This window comes from Halomonas marinisediminis (assembly GCF_004347715.1).
In the GTDB taxonomy this organism is placed as follows: domain Bacteria; phylum Pseudomonadota; class Gammaproteobacteria; order Pseudomonadales; family Halomonadaceae; genus Halomonas; species Halomonas icarae.
The window spans coordinates 243,329-258,282 of sequence record NZ_SLTR01000002.1 but is presented as its reverse complement, the minus strand read 5'-3'; the positions used below and the strand labels follow the sequence as shown (position 1 = coordinate 258,282).

At 65.0% G+C, this 14,954-nt stretch carries 15 protein-coding genes; 2 read left to right on the top strand and 13 right to left on the bottom strand.

The annotated features are described in order from the left end of the window. Nucleotides 1-43 precede the first annotated feature (43 nt). Complete coding sequence (acuR, locus tag E0702_RS02975; protein WP_132041464.1) at nucleotides 44-682, bottom strand: acrylate utilization transcriptional regulator AcuR; 639 nt, start codon at nucleotides 680-682, stop codon at nucleotides 44-46. A gap of 250 nt (nucleotides 683-932) precedes the next feature. On the opposite strand from acuR, the gene arsB reads away from it, so the two are divergent. Further along, entirely contained in the window at nucleotides 933-2,054 is a 1,122-nt protein-coding gene (gene arsB, locus E0702_RS02970; protein WP_240721653.1) for an ACR3 family arsenite efflux transporter, read from the top strand. Here the strand turns inward: arsB and E0702_RS02965 are convergent, their stop codons facing one another. The 9 genes from E0702_RS02965 to E0702_RS02925 form a co-directional block, all read right to left on the bottom strand. Further along, the gene (locus E0702_RS02965; RefSeq protein WP_132041463.1) at nucleotides 2,055-2,405 is read right to left on the bottom strand and encodes a metalloregulator ArsR/SmtB family transcription factor; all 351 of its coding nucleotides are present in this window, start codon (nucleotides 2,403-2,405) and stop codon (nucleotides 2,055-2,057) included. 54 nt (nucleotides 2,406-2,459) lie between these two features. Further along, on the bottom strand, nucleotides 2,460-3,692 hold the full coding sequence (gene arsJ / locus E0702_RS02960; protein ID WP_132041462.1) for an organoarsenical effux MFS transporter ArsJ: 1,233 nt from the start codon (nucleotides 3,690-3,692) through the stop codon (nucleotides 2,460-2,462). Further along, nucleotides 3,685-4,728, bottom strand: a complete 1,044-nt coding sequence (locus E0702_RS02955) for an ArsJ-associated glyceraldehyde-3-phosphate dehydrogenase (protein WP_132041461.1) — start codon at nucleotides 4,726-4,728, stop codon at nucleotides 3,685-3,687. The genes arsJ and E0702_RS02955 overlap by 8 nt, the downstream gene beginning before the upstream one ends. A gap of 150 nt (nucleotides 4,729-4,878) precedes the next feature. Next, entirely contained in the window at nucleotides 4,879-5,721 is an 843-nt protein-coding gene (gene pstB, locus E0702_RS02950; protein WP_132041460.1) for a phosphate ABC transporter ATP-binding protein PstB, read from the bottom strand. Between the two features lie 26 nt (nucleotides 5,722-5,747). Next, on the bottom strand, nucleotides 5,748-6,914 hold the full coding sequence (gene pstA / locus E0702_RS02945) for a phosphate ABC transporter permease PstA (RefSeq protein ID WP_132041459.1): 1,167 nt from the start codon (nucleotides 6,912-6,914) through the stop codon (nucleotides 5,748-5,750). An 18-nt stretch (nucleotides 6,915-6,932) separates the two neighbouring features. Then, complete coding sequence (pstC, locus tag E0702_RS02940) at nucleotides 6,933-8,189, bottom strand: phosphate ABC transporter permease subunit PstC (RefSeq protein WP_132041458.1); 1,257 nt, start codon at nucleotides 8,187-8,189, stop codon at nucleotides 6,933-6,935. Nucleotides 8,190-8,296: 107 nt separating this feature from the next. Beyond that, complete coding sequence (locus E0702_RS02935; RefSeq protein ID WP_132041457.1) at nucleotides 8,297-9,334, bottom strand: substrate-binding domain-containing protein; 1,038 nt, start codon at nucleotides 9,332-9,334, stop codon at nucleotides 8,297-8,299. Between the two features lie 134 nt (nucleotides 9,335-9,468). Next, nucleotides 9,469-10,206, bottom strand: coding sequence for a sulfite exporter TauE/SafE family protein (locus E0702_RS02930; RefSeq protein ID WP_132041456.1), 738 nt, complete (start codon nucleotides 10,204-10,206; stop codon nucleotides 9,469-9,471). Then, complete coding sequence (locus E0702_RS02925; protein WP_132041455.1) at nucleotides 10,199-11,398, bottom strand: Bcr/CflA family multidrug efflux MFS transporter; 1,200 nt, start codon at nucleotides 11,396-11,398, stop codon at nucleotides 10,199-10,201. The genes E0702_RS02930 and E0702_RS02925 overlap by 8 nt, the downstream gene beginning before the upstream one ends. Before the next feature lie 134 nt (nucleotides 11,399-11,532). Between E0702_RS02925 and tal the strand changes: the two genes are divergently transcribed. Then, complete coding sequence (gene tal / locus E0702_RS02920; RefSeq protein ID WP_132041548.1) at nucleotides 11,533-12,471, top strand: transaldolase; 939 nt, start codon at nucleotides 11,533-11,535, stop codon at nucleotides 12,469-12,471. 18 nt (nucleotides 12,472-12,489) lie between these two features. Here the strand turns inward: tal and E0702_RS02915 are convergent, their stop codons facing one another. From E0702_RS02915 to E0702_RS02905, 3 genes are read right to left on the bottom strand one after another with little or no spacing between them, the layout of a single operon-like run. Beyond that, complete coding sequence (locus E0702_RS02915) at nucleotides 12,490-12,999, bottom strand: STAS domain-containing protein (RefSeq protein WP_132041454.1); 510 nt, start codon at nucleotides 12,997-12,999, stop codon at nucleotides 12,490-12,492. Then, complete coding sequence (locus E0702_RS02910; RefSeq protein ID WP_132041453.1) at nucleotides 12,986-14,146, bottom strand: PP2C family protein-serine/threonine phosphatase; 1,161 nt, start codon at nucleotides 14,144-14,146, stop codon at nucleotides 12,986-12,988. Before E0702_RS02910 ends, E0702_RS02915 begins: the two co-directional genes overlap by 14 nt. 9 nt (nucleotides 14,147-14,155) lie before the next feature. Beyond that, nucleotides 14,156-14,932 carry an MlaA family lipoprotein gene (locus E0702_RS02905; RefSeq protein WP_240721652.1) on the bottom strand — a complete coding sequence of 259 codons (777 nt, stop codon included), beginning with the start codon at nucleotides 14,930-14,932 and terminating at the stop codon, nucleotides 14,156-14,158. Nucleotides 14,933-14,954: the final 22 nt, after the last annotated feature.

Genomic DNA, 14,954 nt, shown 5'->3' with positions numbered 1-14,954 from the left:
AAAAGGCCTGAATATCCCGCCGTTCCGGGTCGTTCTGCACGAACTAGCGGGGCAACCCCTGCATGTAGATCGCGATAAAGGTCTCCAGGGGGCGCGGGCCACCCTCCAGCCTGGCGCGCATCACGGCCCCTTCCCAGCCGATCCAGAATGCCTCGGCGAGCCGCTCGCAGTCGGCACTCTCGGCGAGCTCGCCCACCCCCTGGGCCTCGCGCAGACAGCGGGACAGGCGCCGCTGCCAGTCGGCAAGCGTCACCCGCAGCCATTGTCGGTAGCCTTCCGGCAGGCTGCCGGCCTCCTGCCCCAGGTTGCCCACCAGGCAGCCACGCCGATAGTCGTGCCGAGCCATGCCCGCCGTGGCGTCCTCGACGAAGGCCTCGAGGCGCGCCAGCGGCGACCGTGAATCATCATCCAGATGACGTTCGAGCTTGGCGGCGAAATAGGCACCATACTGCTCCATCACGGCACGCCCGAAGGCCTCCTTGCTGTCGAAGTAGTAGTAGAAGGAGCCCTTGGGCACCCCCACACGCTTGAGGATGCCGTCGATGCCCGAAACGGTGAAGCCCTGCTCGGTCAGGACCTCGAGCCCACTGCGGATCAGTGCGGCACGGGTGTCCGGATCGTCCCGTGGCACCTTAGGGGGCCGGCCTCGGCGACGGGGGTGTTGAGAGATTGCCTGTGTCATGAGATTAATATAGACCAGTCGTCTATTTAATTCCAGCATATCCCGTGGCGACGACATAAAGCACACAAGAGAGAGTACACAAGTGAGGTAAGAGACCGACTATCCCCTGGGGCGAGACAGACGATCCAGGCGCAGGCGCACGCTCGCGGCCAACGAACAGCGGTCAGCCACAATGGCATGTATGTTGAAGACATATGGATAATCGAATATCTTCAACGGACTCTCATTCACCTCGCCAAAGGCTGCCACCATGGCCCACCACGCTACTTCCAACACCATCGTGACCACCGAGGGCATGGGGCTTTTCGGGCGCTTCCTCTCCCTTTGGGTGGCGCTCGCCATCATCGCCGGGGTGCTGCTCGGCCAGCTCGTCCCGGCGGTGCCCGAGACGCTGTCACGCTTCGAAGTCGCGCAGGTATCGATCCCCGTCGCCATCCTGATCTGGGCGATGATCTTTCCGATGATGGCCCAGATCGACTTCTCTGCGGTGCTCGGGGTGCGCCGCCAGCCTCGGGGCCTGGTCATCACCACCTCGGTGAACTGGCTGATCAAGCCCTTCACCATGTTCGCCATCGCCTGGTTCTTCCTGACGGTAGTTTTCCGGCCCTTCATTCCGGAGGCGCTGGCCAGCCAGTACCTGGCCGGGGCCATTCTGCTGGGGGCGGCCCCCTGCACCGCCATGGTCTTCGTCTGGAGCACCCTGACCCGCGGTGACGCCGCCTACACCCTGATCCAGGTCGCCCTCAACGACCTGATCATGCTGTTCGCCTTCGCGCCCATCGTGGTACTCCTGCTCGGTGTCTCCAATATCGAGGTACCCTGGGATACCGTCGCCCTGTCGGTGGTGCTCTACATCGTGATCCCGCTCACCGCGGGCGTCGTGACCCGGCGCGCCTTGATCGCCCGCCGCGGCGGCGAGTGGTATGACACCGTCTTTATGAAGCGTATCGGCCCGGTGACACCGATTGGGCTCATCGTGACCCTGGTGCTGCTGTTTGCCTTCCAGGGCGAGGTGATCCTCGAGGCGCCGCTGCATATCGTGCTGATCGCCATCCCGCTGATCATTCAGACCTTCCTGATCTTCTTTATCGCCTACGGCTGGGCCAAGGCGTGGCGGGTACCCCATGCGGTGGCCGCCCCCGGGGCGATGATCGGCGCCAGCAACTTCTTCGAGCTGGCGGTGGCCGCCGCCATCGCCCTGTTCGGCCTGCAATCCGGCGCGGCCCTGGCCACGGTGGTCGGCGTGCTGGTGGAAGTCCCCCTGATGCTGGCGCTGGTGCGTATCGCCAATAAGACACGCGTCCACTTTCCGGTCGTCGACGCACGATCTTCTGTCATATCGGGGGACAAGGCCGAGAGACGCCAAGGCTGATCAGCACAGTGCCGCCCGCCGTTCGGGTCGATTGCCCATGCGCGCCAGGCGCTCCTGCAGGGTCACAAGGGCGCCTGCGTGCCCCTCGCCCGCAGCCTCCAGCGCGGCCGCCGCCCACTGGGGGAGTGCCGGTGCCAGGCCGTAGTAGACCCACTGTCCCTCACGGCGGTCGTTGAGCAGCCCGCAGTGGCGCAGCTGGGCGAGATGACGAGAGACCTTGGGTTGCGAGGCCTCCAGGGCATGGGTCATCTCGCAGACACACAGCTCCCCCTCACGCAGGATCAGCAGGGTGAGCATCAGGCGCGTCTCATCACTCAGGCACTTGAACAGGCGCAGCGGGTCCAGCGTCATCGGGGGTTCCTTGTCGAGGCTTTCGGCCATTCTACGCCAAGGCCCGAGCCAAGTTCAGGCTCGCGCTCCCCTGGGCAGGGCCAGGGCCATCAAGGCGCTGGCCGCCACCAGGGCCGACGAGATCCACAGGCAGGCGGCCAAGCCATGGGCCTGGTAGACCCAGCCGGAAAGCAGGGTGCCGGCAAGGCGCCCCATGGCGTTGGCCATGTAGTAGAAGCCCACGTCCATGGAGACGCCATCGGCGCGCGCATAGTGGACGATCAGGTAGCTGTGCCAGCTGGAGTTCACGGCGAACAGCACGCCGAAGGCCAGCAGGCCCGCCACCAGCCAACCCACCTCGGCCAGTGGCAACAGCGCCAGCAGGGCCGGCAGTCCGGCCAGGGCGAGAGCCCAGAAGACCGTAACGCCTCGCGCCTCGCCCTTGACCAGGCCGGTCAGCCGCGGCGCCTGGGTCTGAACCCCGCCATAGCCGATGACCCATATCGCCAGCAGCCCGCCCACCGTCCAGTGGCTCCAGCCATGCTGGTCATAGAGAAACACTGGTAGCGCCACCACGAACCAGACATCCCGGGAGGCAAACAGGCAGAGCCGGGCCGCCGAGAGCACATTGACGGCCCTTGAGGAAGAGAACACCTCGCGGAACTTCGGCTTGCGATTCTGGCGCCCCAGGTCGGCCTTGAGCCTCAGCAGGGACAGCGCCAACACGGCAATGAGCATGGCCGCCATGACGATGACCGCCCCACGGAAGCCGACGACGGACAGCAGCACACCGCCGAGGAAGAACCCGGCCCCCTTGAGCGCGTTCTTGGAGCCGGTCAGGATCGCCACCCAGCGATAGAGCGCGGAGCCGGCACTGGGGCTGTTCTTGGGCACCAGCACCCTCACCGCACTCTTGGCGCTCATTTTGTTGAGGTCCTTGGCGATGCCCGAGAGTGCCTGGGCGGCCATGACCCAGGGCACGGTCAAGACACTGGCCGGCACCATCAGCATGGCCAGCGCCACGATCTGCAGGGCGAGGCCGGCGTTCATGGTGCGGTTCAGCCCAAGCCTCGCCCCGAGCCAGCCGCCCACCAGGTTGGTGATCACGCCGAAGGCCTCGTAGAAGAGGAACAGCAGCGCCACCTCCAGCGGCGAGTAGCCCAGCTGGTGGAAGTGCAGCACCACCAGCATGCGCAGGGCACCGTCGGTGAGGGTGAAGGCCCAGTAGTTGCCGGTGATCAGCAGGTACTGGCGCACCTCGACGGGCAGCGTCCTGATGCGCCCGGCGATACCGCCCGCCTCAGACATGGCCCACCGACTCCTTTCCCACTTTCAGGGCCAGCTCGGCGGTGCGGTTGGCATAGCCCCACTCGTTGTCGTACCAGGCGTAGAGCTTCACCTGGGTGCCGTTCACCACCATGGTGGAGGGCGCGTCGACGATGGCGCTGCGCGGGTCGGTGCGGTAATCGATGGAGACCAATGGGCGCGCCTCATAGCCCAGGATGCCGGCGAGCTCGCCCTCGGCGGCGGCCTGGAGCGCCGCGTTGACCTCCTCCACCGTCACATCGCGCGCCAGCTCGAAGACCATGTCGGTGAGCGAGGCGTTGGCCAGCGGCACGCGAATGGCATGGCCGTTCAGCTTGCCCTCGAGCTCCGGGAAGATGGCGGTGATCGCCCTAGCCGAGCCGGTGGTGGTCGGGATCAGGCTCATGCCGCAGGCCCGGGAACGGCGCAGGTCCGGCTTCTGTGGGGAGCTGGGGGCGTCGAGGATGACCTGGGTGTTGGTGATGTCGTGCACCGTGGTCATCGAGCCGTGGCGGATGCCGAAGGTCTCGTGGATCACCTTGACCACCGGCGCCAGGCAGTTGGTGGTGCAGCTCGCCGCCGTGACGATGCGATGGACGTCGGGATCGAAGGCGTCGTCGTTGACGCCCATCACCACGTTGAGCACGCCCGGCTCCTTGACCGGCGCGCTGACCACCACCCGCGCCACGCCCTGGTCGAGGTAGGCCTGGAGCGCCTCCCGGGTCTTCATCCTGCCGGAGCACTCGAGGGCCAGGTCGCAGCCGGACCAGTCAGCGGCGGCGAGGGTGTCGTGGCCGCTGAAGGCGATGCGGTGGCCGTCGATCACGATGGCCTCCTTCTCGGCGCGGATGCCCTGCCCCGGCGACCAGCGGCCGTGCACCGAGTCGAACTCGAGCAGGTGGGCGAAGGTGGCGGCGTCGCCGCCCGGGTCGTTGAGGCGCACGAGTTCGACCTCGCCGGCCGCGACGCGAGGCCAGAGGCTGCGCAGTACCAGCCGACCGATGCGCCCGAAACCGTTGATGCCGATGGATAAGCTCATGGTTGTCTCCCCTGGACAGATAATAATATCTGGAATTCCATATATAAACCGCCGCGATGTCAATTGCATGACACGTACAAACGACGACGGGGAGGCCAAAGCCTCCCCGTGATGCCGCTCAATCTCCGAGATCCAGCCTCTGACGTCCCCTCAGCCATAGCGGCCGGTTATGTAGTCCTCGGCCTTCCTGGTGGCCGGATTGGCGAACATCGTGTTGGTATCGTTGTACTCGATGATCTCGCCAAGGTGGAAGAAGGCGGTGTAGTCCGCCACGCGTGCCGCCTGCTGCATGTTATGGGTCACCGTGATGATGGTGAACTGCTTCTTGAGGCGATCCATCAGGTCCTCGATGGTGGCGGTGGAGATCGGGTCCAGTGCCGAGGTGGGCTCATCCATCAGGATCACGTCGGGCTGCACGGCGATGGCTCGAGCGATGCACAGGCGCTGCTGCTGGCCGCCGGAGAGCGAGGTGCCGGGCTGATGCAGCTTGTCCTTGACCTCCTCCCACAGGCCGGCATCGCGCAGTGCCTTCTCCACCAGTTCGTCCTGCTCCGGCTTGCGGCTGACCAGATCGTGCATGCGCGGAGCATAGGCGATGTTCTCGTAGATCGACTTGGGGAAGGGATTGGGCTTCTGGAAGACCATACCCACCCGGCGACGTAGCGCCACCTCGTCCATCTTCACCTGGTTGACGTCACGCCCATCCATCTCCACCAGACCCTCGATGCGCACACCGGGGATCAGGTCGTTCATGCGGTTGAGGCAGCGCAGGAAGGTCGACTTGCCGCAGCCGGAGGGCCCGATCAGCGCGGTGATGTTCTTCTGGAAGAGGTCGATATCGAGCCCCTTGAGCGCCTGGCTGTCGCCGTACCAGAGGCTGAGATCGCGCACGCGGATGCTCAGGTCGTGACAGGCGGCCTCATTGCGGGTATGGGGCTGACCCACCTCGGGGACGCTACCCCCGGTGTGACGAGAAACGGCTTGGATGTTCATGTCGGAGTTCTCCATGGCGCGCGGGCTTACCAGCGACGCTCGAATTTCTTGCGCAGGATGACGGCGGTGGCGTTGAGGAAGATCAGGATCGCCAGCAGGACCAGGATGCCGCCCGCGGTCTTCTCGACGAACGCCTTCTCGGGCTCCCCCGCCCAGGTGAAGACCTGCGCCGGCAGCACCGTGGCGGCCTCGGTCAGGGAGGCCGAGACGTCGGGGATAAAGGCCACCATGCCGACGATGATCAGCGGCGCGGTCTCGCCCATGGCCTGGGCCAGGCCGATGATCGAGCCGGTCATGATGCCGGGCATGGCCAGCGGCAGCACATGGTCGCGGACCACCTGCCATCGCGAGCAGCCCACGCCGAAGGCCGCATGACGGATGGCATCCGGCACGCTGCGCAGCGCCGTGCGGGTGGCAATGATGATCACCGGCAGGGTCATCAGCGCCAGGGTCATGCCGCCCACCAGCGGCGAGGAGCGAGGCACTCCGAAGAAGTTGATGAAGATCGCCAGCCCCAGAAGCCCGAACAGGATCGAGGGGATTGCCGCCAGGTTATTGATATTGATCTCGATCAGCTGGGTGAAGCGGTTATCTGGGGCGAACTCCTCCAGGTAGACCGCCGTCATCACCCCAATGGGGAAGGCGATGGCCAGGGTCACCAGCATGGTCATGATGGTGCCGACCGCGGCGGAAAGGATGCCCGAGGCCTCTGGCATCTTGGAGTCGCCGGTGGTGAAGAAGGTGGTATTGAAGCGCAGCTCGACCCGTCCCTCGGCCTCCAGCTCGTCGACCAGGGCCCGCTGGGCGTCGTTGAGCTTGTGACGGTGCCCCTTGAGGTACTGGTCGACCTCGCTGTCGGCCAGCACCCAGCGCGTCTCCTTGCTGCCCAGCAGCTCGGGATTCTCGCGCATCTGCACGGGTATCATGCGCTCGAAGGTGCGGCTCACCAGGCGTGACAGGTCACGGTCGAGGGCGGCCCGCCCCATGCGGGCGGCATCCTCGTTGTAGTCGATCTCCACGTGGATCTGCGCCTGCTGAAAGGCCGGCAGCCCCTTGCCCAGCATGTCGGAGAAGAACCACAGGAGGAACAGGCCGGCCAGCCCCAGGGCGCCCATGGAGACCCACTTGAGCCGCGCCGAGCGTCGATGGCGGCGGCGCAACTGGGCGCTGATCTCGTCGAAGGTTTGACTCATCTCGGCGATTCCTCGGCGTTACAGGTTGTTGACGCGATACTTCTCGCGGAAGCGACGGATCATCAGCACCGAGACCAGATTCAGGCTCAGGGTGACGGCGAACAGCACCAGCCCCAGGGCGAAGGCCGAGAGGGTCTCGGCGCTCTCGAACTCCAGGTCACCGGTCAGCGCGGCGACGATGCGTACCGTCACCGTGGTCATGTCCTCGAAGGGGTTGGCGGTAAGGTTAGGGCGCATGCCCGCCGCCATCACCACGATCATGGTCTCGCCCAGCGCCCGGGAGACCGCCAGCAGCGAGGCGGAGATGATCCCGGGCAGCGCCGCGGGGATGACCACGTCACGAATGGTCTCGCCCTTGGTCATGCCCAGCGCCAGTGCCCCCTGGCGCATGCTGTCGGGTACCGAATTGATCACGTCGTCGGAGAGCGATGAGATAAAGGGAATGATCATGATGCCCATCACGATCCCCGGCGCCACGGCGTTGTTGAAGGCGGCGTCCAGGCCGAAGGCATTGGCGATGGAGACGATGATCGGCGCCACGGTGATGGCGGCGAAGAAGCCGTAGACCACGGTGGGAATGCCGGCCAGCACCTCCAGGGTCGGCTTGGCCAGGGTACGCACCCCCCTGGGGGCGAACTCGGCCATGTAGATCGCCGCCAGCAGACCGACGGGAATGGCGACCAGCATGGCGATGGCGGTAATCATGAAGGTGCCGGCGAATAGCGGCAGCGAGCCGAACTGGGCAGCGCTGGCGCCCTCCTCGGCGCGTCCGGCGGCGGCCAGGAAGCTCGCCCCGGGATTCCAGACCGTGCCGGTGATGAACTCCCAGAAGCTGTGCATCTGGAAGAAGCGCAGGGCCTCGAAGACGATGGAGATCAGGATGCCGAAGGTGGTCAGGATGGAGATCAGGGCCGCGGTGAGCAGCGCGCCACGAATCACCCGTTCGATCGCCTTGCGAGCATGGAAGTCGGGCCTTACCTGGCGCATCCCCACCCCCAGCCCGATGGCGGCCACCGCCAGGCTGCCGGCCAGCAGGCCGAGCTGGGGAATCTCGACCTCCAGCAACAGCAACAGGAAGGCCCCCACCGCGCTTACGACGATGGCCGGGCCGGCGGTGGCGAGTACCGCAAACCAGGCATACTGGTCAGGCTGTGCATGCATGGTCGAGCCTCCGGCGCGCACCCGCGCGGCCTTGGCACGCCCCAGGAAGAAGGCGATCAGACCCAGCAGCAGCAGCACGCCGCCGAACAGGGAAAGAAGTTGATCGGTCTGCATAGGGATCTCTCGATGGCGTTCATCGACAGTCGGGCTGTCGGAAGGTGCAGCGGCCGGCAGCCAGGGCTGCCGGCCGGGTCAGGCATCCTTGCCCGAGTCCTGCTCCCTTACAGATCGGCGACCTGCAGTGCGGCACGGTTGGCGACCTTCTCGCGGGTCTGCTCGCGCTCCCCCTCGGGCAGCGGAATCAGACCCAAATCACCCAGATAGCCTTCCTCACCGATCATCATCTCGGAGACGAACATGTCGACGTACTCATACAGCGGAGGCACGGCGTCGGCGTGCTGGTTCTTGACGTAGAAGAACAGTGAGCGCGCGATGGGGTAGTCGCCGGCGCTGATCGCCTCGGACTCGGCCTCGACACCGTCAATATCCGCGGCGATCAGGGCGTTGGGATTCTCGACCAGGAAGGAGTAGCCGAAGATGCCGAAGGCGTCGGTGTCCTCGGTGAGGCGCTGAACGATCAGGTTGTCGTTCTCGCCGGCATCGATATAGGCGCCATCGGCACGGATATCGGTATAGCCCTCGCCGCCATAGCCATCGATCTCTTCGGAGACGGCCTCCATGACCAGCTCCTCGAAGGCATCACGGGTACCAGAGGTGCTCGGCGGGCCGTAGATGGAGATCTCGCGCTCCGGCAGGGAGGCATCGATATCGCTCCACTTCTGGTAGGGGTTGTCGATCAGCTCGCCCTGCTTGTCACCCTGTCCGGGCACCTTGGCGGCGACGGCCAGGAACAGCTGCTCCAGGGTCAGGTCGACACCCTCGTTGGTACTGGACTGGGCGAAGACGATGCCGTCCGAGCCGATCTTGACCTCGGTCACATCGGTCACGCCATTCTCGATGCAGCGCTCGAGCTCGGCGGCCTTGATGCGACGCGAGGCATTGGAGATATCCGGCGTCCCCTCACCCACGCCATTGCAGAACAGACGAATGCCGCCGCCGGAGCCGGTGGACTCGATGACCGGTGTAGGGTACTCGGTCACCGCGCCGAACTCCTCGGTCACGTAGCTGGCGAACGGATAGACGGTGCTGGAACCGACGATGCGAATCTGGTCACGAGCATGGGCCACGGTGGCCATGCCCATGACGGCGGCGGCAATCGCCGTGGTCTTGAATGTGCGGCTGGTGAGGATGCGGTTCATGGAGCGATCTCCTGATGGGTACGGTGTGCAACCTTCGCGACACACACCTTGCCCCACACAGATGACAGCTTTATGACATCACTAGGCCCATCAGAGAACCAGTGCCCCCCAGGGCTCTCGCTAGAAGTTCCTCGCTAGAGCAGCAGGCCCAGCGCCGCCAGGGTACAGAGCGCCAACGAGGCGCCCTGCAGCAGGCGACGATCGACACGATGGGCGACGCGATTGGCCAGCCAGGTCCCGAACAGCACCGCCGGCACGAAACTCACCGCCATGCCCAGATGCCAGACATCAACCCTGCCGACCAGCCCCAGGGTGGCCAGGGTCATCAGCGAGGTCACCACGAAGAAGGCCGAGAGTGTCCCGCGCAGACGATCCGGTGAGAGGCCATGCAGCAGCAGCACCATCGGTGGCCCACCGATGGCCGCGACCGTACCAAAGAGGCCGGACAGCACGCCGGCGCCGAACAGCGTGCCGCGATTGACCGGCAAGCGCAGGCGAAACAGGGTCACCGCGACGGCAAACAGCACGCTGCCGGCGATCAGCTTTTCCAGTACTGCCATCGGGGCGGACAGCAGCAGCCAGGCACCCAACCCGTTGCCGGGCAGCCGCCCCACCAGGGCCGCACCGATCTCGCCGAAGCGTACCTCATGGAAATAATGGCGCAGGGTCAACAGCGAGACGGTAAAGCCGAACAGCACCAGCACTACCGGCACTAAACGCGGCTCCAGCAACAGCAGCAGAGGCGCCCCCACCACCGCCAGGCCGAACCCCGTGGCACGCTGCACGAAGGCCCCCAGCGCCAGCACCAGGGCACAGCCCAACCAGGTCGCGCCGTTCATCTCGAACCCGCTCGGCAGCAGCGACTCAGCCATGAGCCCGCTGCTCCGGCTCTGCCGTGCCTGCCAGCACTCGAATACCCAGGTTCGCCAGCAGCGTCGCCCCGAGCATGGTGCCCACCATGGGCCAGGCACTGTCGATCTCGAAGGCTCCGACCAGAACTCCAGCCAGCGCACCGCAGGAGAACTGAATGCTGCCCTGCAGGGCTGCCGCCGTGGCACTCATATGCGGGAAGCGATCGAGCAGCGAAGTGATGGCGTTGGGCGCCACCAGACCGATGGTGCCGGCAAACAGCATGATCAGCGGCACCATGGTGGCCAGCGACTCCAGTCCGGTGGCCACCAGCAGCGCCAGCCCAAGACCCGCCACCAGCTGAATCCCCAGCCCCAGGCGCAAGTTCTGCAGCGGCGTATACCACCTCAGCAGGCGAATGTTGAGACGGTTGGCGGCCACCATGATCACCACATTGACGCCGAACACCAGCGGATAGAGCGAGGGCGTCAGGCCGAAATGCTCCAGATAGAGAAACGGCGAGGCGGTGACGAAGGCAAACAGACCAGCGAATGTCATCGACGCGGCGGCGATGAAGCCCATGGCCCGGCGGTCGCGCAGCACCGACACGTAGTTGCCCAGCACCTGCCGTGGCGTGGTTGCGAAGCGCCCGGGGGCGCGAGTCTCGGGAAGGCGCGTACCGAGCAGCCACATCAGGAAGCTCGCGTAGACAGCCAGGAACACGAAGATCAACCACCAGTCGCCCAGGTAGAGCAACGCACTGCCCACCACCGGTGCCGCGAGAGGCGCCATCAGCATGATGATGGCCATGGTCGACATCACCTTGGCTGCTTCACGGCCCTGGAAGCAGTCGCGCACGATGGCGGCCGAGTTGACCACGGTAGCGCCACCGCCCAGGGCCTGGACGAAGCGCCACGCCAGCAGTTCAGGCAGCGATCCCACGGTGGTAATCACCAGGCTGGCGAGCAGAAACACCACCAGCCCACCGAGCAGCACCGGCTTGCGGCCTATTCGATCGGAGACAGGGCCGAAGATCAGCTGGCCCAGGGCAAAACCGGCCAGAAAGGCCGACAGCGACAGCTCGGTATGATGAATGCTGGCGCCGATATCCTCCGCCAGGGCGGCCATTGCCGGCAGGTAGGCATCGATGGCGAAGGGTGCAAGCGCGGTATTGGCCGCAACCAGCAGTGCCAGGCGGCGGGCGTTGAGCGTCAAGGCTGCTCCTTGCGGATAGCGTGTGGAAGTTAAATAGCCTGCAAATAATAACCGATAACGTCGCGACTTGCCGGATCTGTTCGCTCTCCGGCTAGCTTGCTAGAGTGGGAGTCCACTTCATGGAGGAGCACACAATGGCCGACGATCTGCTATCACAACTCAAGGACATGACCACGGTAGTCGCCGACACCGGCGACATCGAGGCCATCCGCCGCTTCCAACCCAGCGATGCCACCACCAACCCCTCGCTGATCCTGCAGGCGGCCCAACAGGAGGCGCGCCGCCAGCGTCTCGGCGAGATCGCCCGCTCGGCCATCGATCTCGATGACGCCCTGGACGCGGTGGCGGTGAAGATCGGCAGCGAGATCAGCGAACTGGTGCCTGGCTACGTGTCCACCGAGGTGAGCGCTCGCCTCTCCTTCGATACCGACGCCACCCTGGCACGAGCCCACTCGCTGATCGAACGCTACGCTCGTCATGGCGTGGGTCCCGAACGCATCCTGATCAAGGTCGCCGCCACCTGGGAGGGCATCCGCGCCGCACGTCAGCTCGAGCGTGAGGGCATCCATACCAACCTCACGCTGCTGTTCAGCTTCACCCAGGCCCAGGCCTGCGCCGACGCGGGCGTCACCCTGATTTCCCCCTTCGTGGGGCGCATCCTGGACTGGCACAAGGCACAGCAGCCGGAGGCCGACTTCAGCGGCGACAACGATCCCGGCGTTCGCTCGGTGAAACGCATCTATGAGCACTACAAGGGCCACGGCTACCAGACCATCGTGATGGGCGCCAGCTTCCGCAACAGCGGCGAGATTCTCGCCCTCGCCGGCTGCGACCGCCTGACCATCTCCCCGGCCCTGCTCGCCGAGCTTGCCGAGACCCGCGGCCCTCTCGAGCGACGGCTGACGCCCCAGGGGGCCGAGACCCGTCCCCCCGAGCCGCTGGACGAAGCCGAGTTTCGCTGGGCATTCAACGAGGATGCCATGGCCACCGAGAAGCTGGCCGAGGGAATTCGCAAGTTCATGGAGGACCAGCGCAAGCTGGAAAGCCTGCTGAGTGAGCTAAGAAGGGGCTAGCCTACCGAGGCCTCCCCCTCACTGCTGGCGGGAGGCGTCTTCCTGAGCCTCGAGCATCTCCACGAGGGGCTGGAACTCCTCGCGGTTGTGTTCGTTCATGCGCATCAGGATGCGATGCGCCTCGAGGATCCGGCGTCGTGTCTCCTCGACATCGATGGGGATCTCGGGTAGATCACAGAGCTCACAGACCTCGGTGATGGGCGACTCCACCATGGTGAAGAAACGCGAGAAGCCCATCACATCCAGCATGCGCTGAACGTCAGGATTGTCGACCACGATGGTGGGTCGCTCCGCCAGCCGCCCCTGGACGGCCATGGCCACCTTGGCCAGAAAGCCCAGCGCGGTGGAGTCCACGTTGCTGGCGTCACGCAGGTCGATGATCAACGACTCGAGCCCTGGAGTGCTCGCCAGCTGCTGGGCCTGACGGTCCAGGGTGGCACAGAGTGTCAGCCGTACGTCGCCGCAAAGCTTGAGGACGAATACCCCGGCATCGAATGCCGCCTTGATACGCCCTTCATGAATCAGCATGGCCAAATCCGCTCAACATCATGATCGTCAGGTCGTCGGGCAACGCCTTGTCACCCGGCGCGGTGTCCAGGGCCAGATTGGCCGTGAGGTCCGCCAGTGTCGCGCTGGCCTGAATCTGCCGCTCGAGCTCCACAAGTCGCGCCTCGAGGGTATCACCCGGCAGGCACTCCAGGACGCCATCCGAACACAGCCACAGGTGAAACCTTTCCGGTAGCGAACAGCCCAGGGTCGGGTAATCGGCGCCCGGAAAGAGCCCGACCGGCATGCCTTCGCCCGCCAGAGTGGTCACCTTGCCGTCCGTCATTAACATCGGCATAGGCAGTTGCGCGCCCAGCGAATAGTGCAGATAGCGACGCTCGAGGTCAATGATACCCACAAACAGGGTGGCGTGCTTGCCGATGCCGGTCTCCAGCAACTCCTGGTTGAGACCCTCCAGCCAGCGTGCCGGTAATGCCTCGGGATGCTCGCCATCCCACTCGGCCTGCCAGCGATTGGCCAGGTACTTGAGCAGTACCGTAACGAAGGCCGATGACGCCCCATGCCCCGATACATCGGCAAAGTAGAACAACAGATAGCGCTCATCGAGAAGATGGAAGTCGAGGAAATCTCCCGAGAGGTAGAGGTAGGGGGCAAACCAGTAGTCACAGGTGATACCACCCAGGGACTGGGGCCTGGGCGGCAGCAGCTTGCGCTGGATCTGGCCGCCGGCCTGCTGGTCGAGACGCAACATCGCCAGGTGTGTCTCGAGGGTCTCGTTGAGCTCTTCCAGGCGCAGCTTGTCGCGGCGGCGCGCTTCTTCGAGCTCATGCAGCCGAATCGCCTTGCGGATCATGCGTCGCAGCAGCTGACCGTGCCGACAAGGCTCGACGATATAATCCACGAGTCCCGCATCCACCGCCGAGAGCAGATCGGAAGCATCACGATTATCGCTGACCACCAGGGTCGGCAGGCTCTCGCATAACGCTGGCCAGTCGGCCGCCGGTACCGCCCGCACATGGGCCACCACCAGCGCCACTTCAGGAGGCAGAGCCTCACTGTCGGCGACGGCCACTACCGCCAGACCATCCCGGGCGATGGTTTCTGCCAGCGCATCGCGTGCCGGGCCTGGCATGTCGATTACGCCGATCAGCTGCTTGGGACGTTCCATGTTCAGGCCTCAGTCGGCAAAGGCGTCGTCGAAATCGCCATCATCGAAGTTGAATTCGTCGCTGGCAAAGGGATCGTCGCCCAGCTCACCATCACTGACCTCGAAACGACGCTGCTGCAACCAGGCATCACGCACAAAACTGTAGCGATCCCCCTGGATCAGCGCCTCCTGGTCGAGTATCCCTGCCCGTGTATCGACGAGGCGCAGGGCCGTCAGCCCTAGACGGGTGCCATCATCCTCGATGTAGGTCGTCGGGTAGGAGTAGATGTCCACGGGCTGGCCTCCGGCATCACGCACGGTGCTCGGGCCGAACAGCGGCAGTACCAGATAGCGCGACTCCTCCCACCCCCAGGCGCCGAGGGTCTGGCCGAAGTCCTCCTTCCTGCCGGTGACCTCCAGGCGACTGGCGACGTCCCACAGCCCCCCTACCCCCACGGTGGAGTTGATCAGGAAACGTGCCGTGGCAACGCTGGCGTTACGCGGTTTGCCCTGCAGCAGGCTGTTGAGCGCGGTACGCGGTTCCCCAAGGTTGGAGAAAACGTTACCCACTCCAGTCTCCACCGGGTCTGGCGTGACGAAGCGATAGGCTCGCGCCACCGGTTTCAGCGCATATCGATCCAGCACATCATTGAAGGCGAACATCTTGCGGTTGAAGCCTTCCCAGGGGTCATCGGGATGACGCTCCTGCTGCGTGCCACCGCTTGCGCATCCGGCCAATACCCCGGCAATGGCCAGCACCAGCACACCACGCCACACCCGTTTATCCTGCCCCTTGGCATCGCTCATCATCATCTCCCTGAATTTCTGG

Bases quoted from the DNA above. Each gene is read 5' to 3' on its own strand.
- acuR (WP_132041464.1), bottom strand. From the start codon at position 682: ATGACACAGGCAATCTCTCAACACCCCCGTCGCCGAGGCCGGCCCCCT.
- arsB (WP_240721653.1), top strand. From the start codon at position 933: ATGGCCCACCACGCTACTTCCAACACCATCGTGACCACCGAGGGCATG.
- E0702_RS02965 (WP_132041463.1), bottom strand. From the start codon at position 2,405: ATGACGCTGGACCCGCTGCGCCTGTTCAAGTGCCTGAGTGATGAGACG.
- arsJ (WP_132041462.1), bottom strand. From the start codon at position 3,692: ATGTCTGAGGCGGGCGGTATCGCCGGGCGCATCAGGACGCTGCCCGTC.
- E0702_RS02955 (WP_132041461.1), bottom strand. From the start codon at position 4,728: ATGAGCTTATCCATCGGCATCAACGGTTTCGGGCGCATCGGTCGGCTG.
- pstB (WP_132041460.1), bottom strand. From the start codon at position 5,721: ATGAACATCCAAGCCGTTTCTCGTCACACCGGGGGTAGCGTCCCCGAG.
- pstA (WP_132041459.1), bottom strand. From the start codon at position 6,914: ATGAGTCAAACCTTCGACGAGATCAGCGCCCAGTTGCGCCGCCGCCAT.
- pstC (WP_132041458.1), bottom strand. From the start codon at position 8,189: ATGCAGACCGATCAACTTCTTTCCCTGTTCGGCGGCGTGCTGCTGCTG.
- E0702_RS02935 (WP_132041457.1), bottom strand. From the start codon at position 9,334: ATGAACCGCATCCTCACCAGCCGCACATTCAAGACCACGGCGATTGCC.
- E0702_RS02930 (WP_132041456.1), bottom strand. From the start codon at position 10,206: ATGGCTGAGTCGCTGCTGCCGAGCGGGTTCGAGATGAACGGCGCGACC.
- tal (WP_132041548.1), top strand. From the start codon at position 11,533: ATGGCCGACGATCTGCTATCACAACTCAAGGACATGACCACGGTAGTC.
- E0702_RS02915 (WP_132041454.1), bottom strand. From the start codon at position 12,999: ATGCTGATTCATGAAGGGCGTATCAAGGCGGCATTCGATGCCGGGGTA.
- E0702_RS02910 (WP_132041453.1), bottom strand. From the start codon at position 14,146: ATGGAACGTCCCAAGCAGCTGATCGGCGTAATCGACATGCCAGGCCCG.
- E0702_RS02905 (WP_240721652.1), bottom strand. From the start codon at position 14,932: ATGAGCGATGCCAAGGGGCAGGATAAACGGGTGTGGCGTGGTGTGCTG.